This is a genomic window from Bacteroidales bacterium (genome assembly GCA_035299085.1).
In the GTDB taxonomy this organism is placed as follows: domain Bacteria; phylum Bacteroidota; class Bacteroidia; order Bacteroidales; family UBA10428; genus UBA5072.
Genome location: DATGXG010000053.1, coordinates 1 through 13,635, shown reverse-complemented (window position 1 = coordinate 13,635; position 13,635 = coordinate 1). Strand labels below are relative to the sequence as shown.

General features: G+C 37.2%; 18 protein-coding genes and 1 tRNA gene. 14 read left to right on the top strand and 5 right to left on the bottom strand.

The annotated features are described in order from the left end of the window. Window positions 1-132 precede the first annotated feature (132 nt). The 3 genes from VK179_18165 (at window position 133) to VK179_18155 (ending at window position 2,052) form a co-directional block, all read left to right on the top strand. Window positions 133-555: a Fur family transcriptional regulator gene (locus VK179_18165; GenBank protein HLO60681.1), complete on the top strand. Its 423-nt coding sequence runs from the start codon at window positions 133-135 to the stop codon at window positions 553-555. Between the two features lie 23 nt (window positions 556-578). After that, entirely contained in the window at window positions 579-1,076 is a 498-nt protein-coding gene (locus VK179_18160; GenBank protein ID HLO60680.1) for a ferritin, read from the top strand. Window positions 1,077-1,629: 553 nt separating this feature from the next. Further along, a complete protein-coding gene (locus tag VK179_18155) occupies window positions 1,630-2,052 on the top strand; it encodes a GreA/GreB family elongation factor (protein ID HLO60679.1) in 423 nt (140 codons plus the stop codon). 338 nt (window positions 2,053-2,390) lie between these two features. On the opposite strand, the gene VK179_18150 is transcribed toward VK179_18155, so the two are convergent. Continuing rightward, a complete protein-coding gene (locus VK179_18150) occupies window positions 2,391-3,002 on the bottom strand; it encodes a ferritin family protein (GenBank protein ID HLO60678.1) in 612 nt (203 codons plus the stop codon). Between the two features lie 24 nt (window positions 3,003-3,026). Then, complete coding sequence (locus VK179_18145) at window positions 3,027-3,452, bottom strand: DUF2231 domain-containing protein (GenBank protein ID HLO60677.1); 426 nt, start codon at window positions 3,450-3,452, stop codon at window positions 3,027-3,029. A gap of 160 nt (window positions 3,453-3,612) precedes the next feature. Here VK179_18145 and VK179_18140 point away from each other — a divergent pair, with 160 nt between their 5' ends. The 8 genes from VK179_18140 to VK179_18105 all read left to right on the top strand — a co-directional run bounded on the left by VK179_18140 (window position 3,613) and on the right by VK179_18105 (window position 8,931). Continuing rightward, entirely contained in the window at window positions 3,613-4,227 is a 615-nt protein-coding gene (locus VK179_18140; protein ID HLO60676.1) for a hypothetical protein, read from the top strand. 79 nt (window positions 4,228-4,306) lie between these two features. Further along, the gene (locus tag VK179_18135; GenBank protein ID HLO60675.1) at window positions 4,307-5,137 is read left to right on the top strand and encodes a hypothetical protein; all 831 of its coding nucleotides are present in this window, start codon (window positions 4,307-4,309) and stop codon (window positions 5,135-5,137) included. Window positions 5,138-5,242: 105 nt separating this feature from the next. Beyond that, complete coding sequence (locus VK179_18130) at window positions 5,243-6,073, top strand: hypothetical protein (protein ID HLO60674.1); 831 nt, start codon at window positions 5,243-5,245, stop codon at window positions 6,071-6,073. A 135-nt stretch (window positions 6,074-6,208) separates the two neighbouring features. Then, window positions 6,209-6,649, top strand: a complete 441-nt coding sequence (locus VK179_18125) for a hypothetical protein (GenBank protein HLO60673.1) — start codon at window positions 6,209-6,211, stop codon at window positions 6,647-6,649. Window positions 6,650-6,687: 38 nt separating this feature from the next. Next, window positions 6,688-7,218, top strand: coding sequence for a hypothetical protein (locus VK179_18120; protein HLO60672.1), 531 nt, complete (start codon window positions 6,688-6,690; stop codon window positions 7,216-7,218). Window positions 7,219-7,324: 106 nt separating this feature from the next. Then, on the top strand, window positions 7,325-7,678 hold the full coding sequence (locus VK179_18115) for a hypothetical protein (protein HLO60671.1): 354 nt from the start codon (window positions 7,325-7,327) through the stop codon (window positions 7,676-7,678). 90 nt (window positions 7,679-7,768) lie between these two features. Then, window positions 7,769-8,287 (top strand): hypothetical protein, encoded by a 519-nt coding sequence (locus tag VK179_18110; protein HLO60670.1) that lies wholly within the window; start codon window positions 7,769-7,771, stop codon window positions 8,285-8,287. A gap of 182 nt (window positions 8,288-8,469) precedes the next feature. Then, entirely contained in the window at window positions 8,470-8,931 is a 462-nt protein-coding gene (locus VK179_18105; GenBank protein HLO60669.1) for a hypothetical protein, read from the top strand. Window positions 8,932-9,343: 412 nt separating this feature from the next. Here VK179_18105 and VK179_18100 read toward each other — a convergent pair. Continuing rightward, window positions 9,344-9,417 (bottom strand) — tRNA-Pro (locus tag VK179_18100). 83 nt (window positions 9,418-9,500) lie between these two features. Here VK179_18100 and VK179_18095 point away from each other — a divergent pair. The 3 genes from VK179_18095 to VK179_18085 all read left to right on the top strand — a co-directional run bounded on the left by VK179_18095 (window position 9,501) and on the right by VK179_18085 (window position 11,141). Further along, on the top strand, window positions 9,501-9,797 hold the full coding sequence (locus tag VK179_18095) for a hypothetical protein (protein ID HLO60668.1): 297 nt from the start codon (window positions 9,501-9,503) through the stop codon (window positions 9,795-9,797). A 70-nt stretch (window positions 9,798-9,867) separates the two neighbouring features. Continuing rightward, entirely contained in the window at window positions 9,868-10,764 is an 897-nt protein-coding gene (locus VK179_18090; GenBank protein HLO60667.1) for a cation diffusion facilitator family transporter, read from the top strand. 11 nt (window positions 10,765-10,775) lie between these two features. After that, on the top strand, window positions 10,776-11,141 hold the full coding sequence (locus tag VK179_18085) for a hypothetical protein (protein ID HLO60666.1): 366 nt from the start codon (window positions 10,776-10,778) through the stop codon (window positions 11,139-11,141). A gap of 36 nt (window positions 11,142-11,177) precedes the next feature. On the opposite strand, the gene VK179_18080 is transcribed toward VK179_18085, so the two are convergent. Then, window positions 11,178-11,690, bottom strand: coding sequence for a hypothetical protein (locus VK179_18080; GenBank protein HLO60665.1), 513 nt, complete (start codon window positions 11,688-11,690; stop codon window positions 11,178-11,180). A gap of 37 nt (window positions 11,691-11,727) precedes the next feature. After that, window positions 11,728-13,635: DUF5916 domain-containing protein (locus tag VK179_18075; protein ID HLO60664.1), on the bottom strand; the 1,908-nt coding region annotated here is incomplete at its 5' end.

Here is a 13,635-nt window from a genome sequence, read left to right as displayed (position 1 = left end):
AATTTCAGCCCTGAAAGGGCGTAAGAAATGTAATTGATAAAACCTGAAACCAGATCCTTGCTTTTTATATAATATTGCATTAATTTTACCAATTATTAAATGATAATAATTCTCATTTAAAAATTATTATTAATGAAAACTGAACACATCCGAAATATGCTAATTGAAAAAGGCCTGAAGGTTACTCCACAACGGATGGCAATCCTTGAAGCCGTTATCGGGATGAAAAATCATCCCACTGCCGAACAGATATTATCAAGCATACATAAAAAGAATCCCAATATATCACCGGCTACCGTCTACAAGGTACTGGACACGCTTGTTGAAAACAGGCTGATGAAAACGGTAAAAACCGACAGGGATATTAAACGATACGATGCCATTGTTGAAAAGCATCATCACATCTATTATGCCGATTCCGATAAGATTGAAGACTTTGTGGATGAGGAACTGAACACGCTTTTGGAAAAGTATTTATCCGGTAAAAATTTTTCCCATTTCAGGATCGAAGATTTTGTACTGCAAATTGTAGTAAGGCGTGACAAAACGAAATAAATAACCAATTAAATTCAAATATCATGAAAATCAATAAAAAGGTTGAAGAAGTGTTGAACAAGCAGGTGAATGCCGAATTCTGGTCAGCTTATCTCTATCTTTCCATGGCAGCCTGGTGCGAAAACAAGGGATTTAAAGGCTTTGCCAATTGGATGCGGGTTCAGTTCCATGAAGAGACAACACATGCGCTCAAAATTTACAATTTTATCCTTGAAAGGGCAGGGGAAGTGAAACTGCAACCTATTGCAGCTGTCGAAACTTCCTGGGATAGTTTATTAAATATTATGGAAGACACCTATGAGCATGAATGCAAGGTTACGGCATTGATTCATGGATGCTATGAAGTGGCCATGGCTGAGAAGGATTATGCCACATCCACTATGCTGCAATGGTTCATCGATGAGCAGGTTGAAGAAGAGAGCAATGCCCTTGAGATTATCGATGTTCTTAAAATAACCGGCGAAAAAAGCGGTGGTGTGTTTTACCTGGATAAAAAGTTGGGATCCCGTAAGGCGGAATAATTTCAATTTCCAAAAGGAAAATAAAAAGAGGCCCGCAATCTTGTGATAGCGGGCTTTGTATTTCGGTTCAGTTTAGTCCTCTTTCGTGTAAATTACCTTTTAATTCATTAATTTTGTAAGAAACCGGCTTTGATGAAATGGATCAGGAAAAATAGAGTTTTTCTTTCATCGGTGTTAACACTTTTATTTCTGGTGTTTTCACTGGGAAGTCCATATTTCCATGAAGTTGGTTTAAATGAAAAAATTAACAGCGAAAAAAGCGTTCAGACCGCTAAACTCGTTGGATTCCATTTTTTAGTAAAAAAGCAGCATCTCGAAAAGAGTGTAGTAAAACATCCTTATATAACACGGATTTTAATTGATCTTAAGCAACAAAATATTCCGTATCGTTCACAGCTAAACACGGTTTCAGTTCTGCTCAGGAACTGCGTCCTACGCATCTAGTACTTCCCATTTTTCCCCTTGTAACTCCTTGAATCTTTGTTTTCATGTGCCATGAAGACAGGGTATTCTTTTATTCATTTAATAACATATCACATTAATTTTTAAAGTCATGAAAAATCAAATAGTCATTTCAAAACTGGATTACTCAAGGTTAAACTCGATGATCCTGAATTTACTGGATAACAAAAATTCAAATCTGTTCGATCTGAATCGTCTGAATATGGAAATAAAGAGGGCTAAACTGGTAGAACCGAAGAAAATCAAGCCGGATTATATCACCATGAATTCGGTTATCAAGGTTGTGTTTTCAGAATCGGGAATTGCCAGGACTATCCGGTTATCGTATCCCAATGATGCAAATTTAAAAGAAGGCGCTATATCTGTTTTATCTCCTCTTGGTTGTGCTTTACTGGGTTACAGAAAAGGTGAAGCTGTATCTTTTAAGGCGCCGGGCGGAACACAGACCGTAATCATTGATAAAGTGCTCTACCAGCCTGAAGCGAATGGTGAAGATTTAAATTATCAAAAATAATAAAGGGGGGTCAGAAGCCCCCCTTTCACATTATTATCGGATAGACAAATATAACTCAAGTTGCCAGTTATTTAATTCTGGTTTCAAGAGGCTTAAACCGAAGGTTTAAGCAATAGCCACGTTAGTGGCGATATCTTTGTAGTACTAGTGTTTCCATCAAACAGAGCCACGCTAGTGGCGACATCTTAAGATTCCGCCACTAGCGTGGCTCCAGGGTTCCTAAACATAGAAATTACTACAAAGATATCGCCACTCCGTGGCTAACAGGCTTCGACAGATCTTCGGTTTTAGACCTTAGAAATATTTTTAATAAAACTATATGTAACTAGCAACTTGAGTTATATATTCAGAAATTTATCCTGTGAAGTCTGGCAGAAAGCGCATTTGGCATCGGCCGTTGCTTTGGGATAGGTGTTGCCGCAAACGGGACATACAACATACTCAACTGAAAGAGTTTTTTCAGAATTGGCATTGAGTGCAGCCAGGGCTTGTTTATAAAATTCCTGGTGCTTCTTTTCGGTATCTACAGCCCAGGTAAAGGATTTGTCTGCTTTTTCAACCTTTTCCAATTTGGCATCTTCAAGGAACTTCGGATACATCGTTGAAACCTCATACGATTCACCGTCAATGGCGGCCTGGAGGTTTTCTGCAGTTGTTTTTAATTCAAACTCCGGAGTAAAAGCTTCCATCTTTTCTCCCAGAGCCTCTAAGGCTTTCGTGTGATTTGATGCATGAATGGATTCCGATTTTGAAGCGGCTTCAAAAAGTTTGGCAATCGTATCCAAGCCTTCTTCCATGGCTTTTTGTGCAAAAGCCGCATACTTTGCACTCGCTGTTGTTTCTCCCTTTATGCCGGCTTTCAGATCTTCAATTGTTTTTGCCGGTTTTGCCTGCTTGCAACCCTGAAATGCAATAAGACCGATAAATGCATAAATCAACACTTTTTTCATAGCTGGTTTTTGTTTAAGTTAATACTATAATGGCATCATATAATTATACACAAGTGTTCCTCCGTAAAACCCGGTAATGGCTATACCAATTGAAGCCAGGGTATAGGTAAATAATGAGAACCGCGCTAAAATGAGGTTATCGGCGTAACGAACCTGGAGCAAACGTAAACCGCTGGTTAAAAGTAAAAGTGCCATCGACAAACCTGCAAATAATTGATGGGTTTGTTTAACCTCACCTGCGGTGCCTGACATTTCAGATGTGAATAAAATGCCTGATAACCATGTACAGCATGCAAAAAAAGTTCCGGTTAATAACAGGTAGAAACTGATTTTAGAAAGGGCAGCTTCTTTTTTTACAAAGATAGAAACAACTTCTGCAAGGAATCCAATTGCAACAAGGGCAATCGGAAAGTGCACCAGCATGGGATGCAAATGACTCGTTGAGAACATAATCCGTGATTTTTTCAGTTAAGTGAATGTACAAAAAAATTGCGTTCAATGTACTGGGCAAAGTAAGTCATCTTAAGCACGAAATTGGATAAAATACATGGTTAACTAAATATAATCGAAACACGTAATCTATATTTGACAAAGTTTAATAACTGTGTTTATGAAATTCAATATAAAGATTGTTTTGATATTGTTTTTTATATTAGGAATATATCAAGCTACAAACGCTCAAGAGCAGAAACCGCAATTTTTTTTCGGATTGACATTGTGCCCGTCAATTCCAGTTGGAAATTTTGCCGATAATTCTGATAATAATAAGAACGCAGAATTTGGTAATTTTTCATATGGAATTAGTGATATGTTGTTGGATTTTGGATTCATTTTTAAAAATAGCCGTTTTGGTCTCTCTGCAACGTATATATCCGAGGGATATATAGTAAACAGGGATGTTGAAAATTCAAGATTGGATTTCTCTAATATTACACTTGGCCCTATGTACTCATTTAGAATTTCTAACAGGTTTACTGCCGATTTAAAGTGTCAATTTGGTTATGTCAGTTCATTATACAGATTAAGCGGGACAAACGATAATTCTATGTATGGTAAGGGATTTGGAATAGATTTGCGTTCTTTGATGCGTTATCAGTTAAGTAAGCATTGGTTTTTAATTGGGCAATGTGGGTATATGTACTCTAACCAAAGCTTTAAGGGTATAAAAAATTTTCATATTCAGGCATTAAATGTTGGATTAGGTGTCGGATTCAAAATAGGGTAAGGTAGTTATTAGGATTAACCGGAACTAATGGTATTTGCTGCGCGTATAAACTCTAACAGAAAAGCAGTACTATAAAATTATGAAAAAGTTAAGTTTAATCTTAATTCTGGGTTTCATCCTTGCAATTTACGGCAATGCGCAAGACCTCATTGTTACAACAGAGGGTGATTCGCTTAATTGTAAAATAACCGGTTTAAAGCCGGGTTTTATCTGTTTCGCATTGGTTCATAAAGGGCAGGTACGAAATACCATATTGCCTTTTAACCGGGTGAAATATTATCAGGATAAATATTATGCAACCTCTGAAATCGATAAAATTATTCGGCAAAATGGTTATACACATTTCAGACTTGCTGTCAACGGGGGATGGAGCTACAGGATTGCAAGAAATCCTGAAGATTTGCCGGCCGAATTTACCCCCTATTTAAATGAATTAAAATCAGGTTATCATTATGGGGTGGACGCTACTTACTATTGGTCCGAAACAATGGGCATAGGATTTAAATATTACAACTATCGGAGTAAAAATGAAATGAATATTGCCATAAAGGATGATATATCGATAAATTTTATTGGTGTTACACTAGGTTCCCGACTCTTCGATGCACGAAAAAGAAGCTGTATGATCATGAATGCTGCAATTGGTTATATGGGTTATTTAAATAACGCTGTTGCATACCAGTATCTAAAGATTAAAGGAAGTACTATGGGAATTGGTTATGATATTGGCTATGATTTTGGAGTATCGAAAAATGTGGATATAGGAATCCAACTCTCAGCATTTGTAGGTTCAATACAGAAATTTAAAGTGGATAATGGCAATTACATCGAGACAATAAAACTGGAAGAAGGAAATTACGAAAGCTTATTGAGGGTTGATCTTTCAGCAGGATTAAGAATTATGCTTTAATGAGAGGAATTAGGCGGCAAGCCCTCCTTCACTTCGTTACGGCGGGCAAGGCACCAGGCGCCCTGAAACGGCGACAGTGTATACCGGTGAGTGCGGTGTTAATTTATGAAAACGCTATATTACATATTATTAGTCATTTCTCTGGCATTCCTTGGTTGTAAGGAGAAATCGCCTGGAGTATGCCAAATTCACTACAAAACAACCACTATTTATTTGCAAAAAGATAATGGATTGCCAGGATTATATAGTATTGAAAAATTCGATTCCATGGGTAGGTCTTTAGAATTGGTCACTTATGAGGATGATTTGATATCTGATATCAGGAGGCATTTCTATGATTCTTTAAACAGATCTGTTAAAACAGTTTATATGCATTCAGATGGATCCGGACTTATTTTAAGTTATAGATATTTTAATTCAAAAGGTTTGCAAATAAAGGACTCTACTATTACAGACAATTTAATACAAATTGGTTATTATGATTATGATTCAAAGAACAGACTCATCAGGTATAAAAATATCGTTAGAATGTCTGAAAAAGTTTATTCTAATATTAGGGATTATTATTATGAAAATGATTCTCTTAGTAAAATCTATTGCTTAGGAAATGATAGTACAGATAGTTATTTATCAAGTTCTTTTGAATATTATCCGGATTTTAAAATTAAGAAAACCTTCAACTATGTGTTCTCACGAGATAAAACCGATAAGTTATACAAAGGCAAAGAAGTTTATTCAGTTGATAAAGACACGACATTCTATAATAATGGACTGATGACAAGGGAAATAAAATCCGATTATGATATAAGATACAATTATGATTCAAATAGGAATCTGGTTAAAAAGAAAGTTGTACATTATTATTACGGAGATGTGATATACGCTGGTTATCCCATCTGTGAAAGATTAATCTATACTTATAGATATGAAGATTAAATTATCACAACGCAACTAATCTAATGAATTAAGCATCTTCTTTTTAAAGGTGATGCTAAATGTAGGTGTCTATGCATTCACTTTGATATTATCAGCCTTTGATCTGAACTGCGAAAATTGTTTGTAAAATTTCATATGAGAGCATATCAATATAAAAACAAGTCACTTTCAATAGTTTTAATTGCATTTTCAATCCTTAGTTGTGATCCGGCAATTCAGTATGAATATTATGTTAAGAACGATTCCAATCGGGAATTTCAAATAGGATTTTCAGCGCCCGGATTGGAATATGAAAGAATGGAGCATGATAGTATCGTATCAATCAAACCTAATACAAAAAGTCTGATTGTTAAATTTGATATGTGGGGAAGCCATCCGCATGATGAGGGTGTGGATTTTCTGAATGTTTTTGATACAATTTATGTTGTTAACCGGGATTCTATCGAATTACTAAAGGACATTACCATCAGGCAAAATTGGGTATATGATAATGACATAGCTTATTTTGGATTAATCAAAACAGGAACAAATATTTATACATTGAATATTAACGAACAAGATTTTAATAATAAGTAAACAACCGTTAACAGCATTGACCAAACACAAGATAGACTATGAAATATGGTATAATTGTATTGATGCTGACACTGGCAGTGAGCGCCTGTCATCGCGATAATTTTAGAATTCACCATCAACAGGTATATCAAAACTTTCAGGATTCAATTTTATTCCAGGGTATTAATAAATACTATGATTATTTAGATTCAGGACCTTCAGATGATGTTAACTATGCGGTATATATTAAAGTCTATAGAAGTAGGGATACCGTTTCTTTTCTTATTAACTGCAATGAAAGTCATGATATATATTCTATAATTAATAGCAAATATGTTTACCGGATTCTCAATCATAATGTATTTTCTGAAGACAAAATATTTTCATTTGAAAGCGATGTTAGTATAGATTCTGCTCTAAAATCTATGAATGAAGACGATTATAAATATTATATTGAAGATGGAACTACTACGGGACCTCCTGTTATGTGGGACTGTAAATTTCTTTACCTTGTAATATGCAATCATACTGTTATTCGAAACGAATTAAGATTTTACGATGGTTCAAATATGTTTAAAAATGATTTCTAATAATTGCTATCACAGGGATCGGATCAAACGAAATTTCCGTTGGAGAAATTTGATTACCTTTATGGTAATGAATGTGTTACTAATGTTAAGCTGCCTGGATGATCTGATGGAAAAATGGTATGCCATTAAAATCAACAATAATACCCATAAAAGAATATATGTATCTGCTGGATGTGGAAGATATGGAATTCCAGATTATCCTGATACTTTACTGCCCTCAAAAGAACCTTCTTTATTAAATATTGAACCACATGATTACAATAATTTACGCAGTTCAATTGAATGGGAATCAATAATTCTAAGAATGGAATACGATACCTTGAGTATATATTTTTTTGATGCCGATACAATAGATGCAAATACCTGGAATGAAATTAAACGCGGATACAAAATAATTAAACGCAAAGATTTAAGCTTAGATGATTTAAGGCAAACCAACTGGACAATTGATTATCCTTGACAATTTAATTTAGTACTTTAATAAAAATCGACAATAAAAGCTGATAATACATTAAATAATAGTTTGTTATTTGGGCACAATCAGGTAATTATGAAATATTTGATTATATATTTCGGTTTAATGCTTTCCCTTCTGTCTAATGCTCAACATATAGAATATAAAGTGGTGAATGATTATCTGAAATATAATTCAAGAATCGGACTGCCAATCAACTTATATTATTGTACAAGTAACTCATTTATATTGGAAAGAAATTCTTTGGGATTTAAAAGAAGTGACTTCGGACCAACTATTTTATTTACATTAAAAGAAGAAAAACTTATAGATTCAATTTTTAATGAAATTGATACCTTGTACATGATCTCGCAAATGAAGCAGTACGCTGATTATAAATGGGTAAAAGACAGCCTTATACCTCAGGTATCATTATATAAAAATATAAAAAGAGTACACAGTACTGACATACATGGGTTGTCCTTCCCGATTTTTACAAATTCTAAAAAAAGGGTTGCTTTTATTCATGATTCAACTTATGATTATGGAACGATTAATATTTTATGCAAGGAGAATAATATATGGGTTGTAAAGTTTCTGACCACAACATATTAATTATGAAATATCTCTCAAAGATTTAAATACGAGCGATTTGCCACCAAGCCTGAGGATTGTTATCGGATGATCAAAGATGCTCCGATTCTAAAGAATTATAAGAATGCAAAAATTTCAAACATGTATTAATAGTTGGTAATGCACAGATTGAGGGCAATCATTTAAAAAATTGTAATCAGTAAATGAAAACTTTAGTACTTATGATATTTTTGGTCCTTCTGGTCAGTATGACTTGTCAAGACGATGAGGGAACATCTTTAACCATTTTTAAGACCAGGGCGGACTATTCGAAAAATGTTCCGGTATTACTTTCCATTGATAAAAGTTCAATTATTGGTAGGCCAGGAGAATTATCCGGAATTTGGCCAATAATTTTAAAAGATAGTTTTTACTTAAATGGGACATTAGGTCTAAATACCGGGTATCTTTCCTTAACCTTTGATGAATACAATCAAAATTCAAATTGGAATAATGATTCACTATATAAATTTATTATTGATGTAAACCCATATACTGAGTTTTATTATAAAGACAATGATCGTGGTTTTTATAGTCAATACGGAGCATATGGTGTTGACACGGGTCTTATCAATGATTTGATTTCAAAGGGAAACCTGGAAAATTATTTCAAACGGCTAAAATAGTTTAGCATTAGGTGGTGCGACCCAACTACGACCATCCCGACTCTCGAAGCCGGAATAGGCTACAATAAATGCTTATGCAAAAAAGCTCTCCCTGATCCGCTTTTTAGATACTTTTCAAATTCGAAGGCTCTGTATTTATCATTAAATGCGATATAGGAAATAAGAGTGAGCGGCAATCTTGCCTGGGTGGCCGGGACTGAAGCTGATTTATGGCGTACAAACCACATAAGAAAGAATTTTTGTAAATTACAAGTAAGATGTATTTCTAATAACCTACATTAAAGCTTCGGCAGGCGAATCGGGCTTTGCCCGACAGAAGCCCGCGAGATAATTGCTTTGTCGGGCTTTGTCCGTCGTAGCTTCAGCGGAAGGCGGAGGAAGCCCATCTTCGCTAAAGCTACGGCGGGCGTAGTCGGGGTGGTGCGACTCGAACGCACGACCACCTGCTCCCAAAGCAGGTACGCTAACCAACTGCGCTACACCCCGAAATATCTGAAGAACTTAGATGTTAAATTTCATCACCGCCGCGAAGATAAATAATTAACTCCAAAGTTTGCTATATTTGTCGCATGAAAAAGGCGCTATCGCTTATATTCCTGATTATCAGTCTTACAATGGTATATGCCGATTGTACTGGTTTATCTATATCCGATTCAACGCCTGTTGCATCATGCTGCGATTGCCCTCATGCATACGGCCATTTTGAAAGCTCGCATTCCCATGGCCAGGAAGACCACATCACAACTTTCGGTTTTCAGCAAAAAACAACTCACTATTTTTTTATAAGCGATTTTCAACTGCCGGGTTGTTCCGATTTAAGGAATAACTATTTCTCAACCATCTGGCAACCGCCAAAGTTCTCTTAATTAGAAGGATTTTTATAATTCGGATCGCAGATAACCCCCTGCGTGTGTTAGTATTATAATACTCTTAACTATGATAAAAGAGAAGAAACGAGTGGCATTGGTGTCGGTGCTTGCTGCTGTAGTATTAACAGGGTTTAAACTGATTGTCGGTGTGCTCACGGGAAGCCTTGGTATCTTATCGGAAGCGCTTCATTCGGGCCTTGACCTTGTTGCAGCGGTCATCACCTACTTTTCCGTACGTATATCCGATAAACCAGCCGATAGAGACCACAACTACGGCCACGGCAAAATTGAGAACTTTTCAGCCTTTATTGAAACCATTTTATTGCTCATAACCTGTGCCTGGATTATATATGAAGCAGTGGGCCGGCTCGTATCAGGCAAAACCCATATTGAGGTAAATGCATGGAGTTACGTGGTGGTTATAACTTCCATTATCATTGATATCGTCCGTTCAAGGGCCCTGTACAAAGTGGCCAGAAAGCACAACAGCCAGGCACTTGAAGCTGATGCGCTTCATTTTTCAACAGACATCTGGAGTTCGGCAGTAGTATTATTCGGATTAATCTGTGCCAATTTCGGATTCTTTTTTGCCGATTCAGTGGCCGCCCTTGTGGTTGCATTAATTGTTCTGTTTGTTTCCTACCGTCTCGGTAAAAAAGCAGTGGATGTTTTACTTGACAAAGCACCACAGGACACAATCAATACGGTCAGGAATGTTTTAAAATCGTATCCTGAAATCAGGCACTTTCATAGTTTAAAAATCAGGACAGCCGGTGCAGATACTTTTGTAAAGCTCAATATTCATATGGACCCTGAATCAAGTCTTCGACATGTACACGAACTGTGTGACAACATTGAAAAGGAATTAAACACAAAGATTCCCCGCTGTGAGGTGTACATACATGCTGAACCTCAGGATACAAGTCATATTTCAAAAGAAAAAGAAAACGAGGAAAACTTTTAAAACGGAATTATATGGATTTCAATGAATTTTTTGAACAAGATCATAAACGTAATAAATATCATCATCGGCCAAATCATGGCCATAATCATAATCATGATCATGACCACGACCACCAACATGATGACGGATATTCTCATGATGAGTATCACCAGCGCGGATCATTTCATGGTCACCAGAACGACCTGAAATATACCATCCTGAGTAAACTGCAGGACCCCGGGATGAGGACTTACCTCATTGCAGGCGGAATTGTTGTGTTGCTTGTAGTATTGGCCATTATTATTGTGCTATTCCCTCTCCTGATGAAATTTATTCATTTTGTTGGAGATAACGGAGTCCAGGGACTGTTGGATGCCGTATGGAAAGGAACTAAGTAAACATTCCTTAAATAAACAGGGGAGAAAATCCCCTGTTTAAATAAATAGTACGAAAATCGCAATCACAATTCCTATCCCGGCCAAAATTAACCCTCGTTTAAAATTCTTCGTGCCGGCTTTAAACATCCAGAAGGACGAAACAGCCATGAAAAACAGCAGTATTCCAAACGCTGCCGTAAACCAATGCGCCCCGTCATTGCCGTTCTTTTTATGTAGTTTAGTTAATCGTTCAAAAGGAAAAACCAGTTCTTCCGCCTCATAAATTGCGAGGCCTGTTTTACTGTCGTATGAACCGTTATCAAAGATGATTTTTGTGCCTTCTTCCCGTTCCACCTTGAAATCACGCATTCGAAGCTCCCTGCCCAGTTCCTCATTGGTTAAATTTGATTTCAGGTTGCGTTCTACCGTAACTTTATGTTTCATAAAACCGGTATTACGGTATACCAGTACAATCCCGCTCAGTGAAAATATAACTACAAAGCCTAATATCAGGTACCCGATATCCCTGTGAAGGTTTCTCATGATCCGGTGAAGATTTGTTTTTTCCATTTTTCTTAATATTAAATTGCATAGTATGAATGTGTGATTACCATGCAAAAGTATACGTATACTTGAACAGGATCGATCGGTTATTTACTGAAGGTAACCTTGGATTTTCAAGACCAGGATCGGTATTTCGTCCCTCATTGAAAACGATGTAAAGATCATTTCCTTCTTTAGGATTGTACCTGAGCTTCAGATTGGTGGCAACGGCATTGTCTGCACTGTTATACTGAATAAATGAACTGACCGAAACCCTGGTGTTGAACATTACAAGTGCCTTTAAGCGACCGATATTGGCTGTAAACTGCTGTTCCCGTCCGGGAAAATTCACATGGTTATATTCATAGGCCAGACTTAATTGTACAGATGAACCGATACTCCATTCAGGTTGCAGGCCGATTGTAAAACGGTTGCCATCATAAAAAGCTCCCGCCACACCATCGAGGTTTAAGACCAGGGTATTGGATTGCGGTGAATGAAGGTGTGTTTCGAAGTAATAAAAACTGTATTTACCTGTAGGTACGAATGTCTCATCTGACAACCTGAAATTCCTGTCAATATTTTCAAAACCGTTCTTTACAGCCACCATGCCATTGTATCCCGATTTAAAATTGAATTTGTATGCCAGTTCGGTTTCGGCGGATTGTATAGCTCCGCTCACGTTGTCGGAATACACTTCCTCATTCAGTTCAAATTTATGGTTCATCAGCAATGAACTTTCTCCCGGTATCCAACCGTACTGCAAACTGCCGGCATAAAACGAATAGTCTTTCCGCTGCTGGAATCCCACTTCCGGTAAAAAGTATTTTCCACTCCTTGTATAGGTGAAATCATACCCCAGTCCTTTGTCATTGTATCTTTTCCAGTTGAAGAACAGCCTGGTCGGATCGAGTGATAAAGCGTTGTTCTTTGCGTTTTCAGTCATTACCTGGGCCAGTTTGAAGTTAAAATAGTCATTTTTGAAAAGTTTAAGGATGCCGTCAACACCGTAAGAAAAATTATACGTGCCATCCATGCCCAGCCTTGATGTGAAAATTCCGCCTACATAACTGTTTTTATTCATCACCTGACGACGTAAACGCATCACACCAAAATTCTCCGAAGGCAATGAGCTTTGAGTAGTATCTGACGGATCAAAGGATTGCGTCTGCATATCGAGAATACCGATGTCCCATTTACCAGCCATGCCGGTAATCCTTGCTCCTCCAAGGATCGGAACCTGTTCGCCTTTGTTCAGTCCGATCTGGCGGCTGTAGAACAAGTTGGAGCGTCCTTCGAATCCGAAGTTGAAAATACTGGAACGTTCCTGGAAAAATGTTCTTTTTTCCGGGAAGAATAGGGAAAACCGGGTAAGGTTGATCTGCTCGTCATCGGCTTCCACCTGTGCAAAGTCGGTATTAATGGTTACGTCTAGTGTGAGGTTGTTCGTGAGACCGTATTTTAGATCAAGACCAGCATTCAGTTTCGGATTTTCCTTTTTTACATAGTCTGTTTCCGGGGCATTCAATACATAATCCTGCTGGTACCCGGCCATTGCATAGGGAGTTATGTAGAAGGGCTTTTTGGATTCCAGTCCTTCAAATAGAATTTCCCTGGCCTTGGAAGGCCTGTAATTGCTGAATTCGCCCCATTCGGCCGGTATGGCAGGAAACACATCGGTTTCATTTTTATGTGCGATTCGCCTCGAACAGATCAGGCCCATTATGACACTTCCGTTGCTCTCTTTGAATCGCATGCTTGAGGAAGGAATTCGCATTTCAAGGTACCAGCCGTTGGCATCCCGTGTAGTCTTCACATCCCAGAAAGTATTCCAGCTTTCATTGGTGGGTGGGTTGCGAGGATTCGTTGCAATGGCATCATTCAATACAGTAAAATCACTCCTTAAACCACTTGGCGTGGTTGAAAAGGCAAGGGCATTTTCTTTATCATTGAAAGAATCAAAAATAATAGT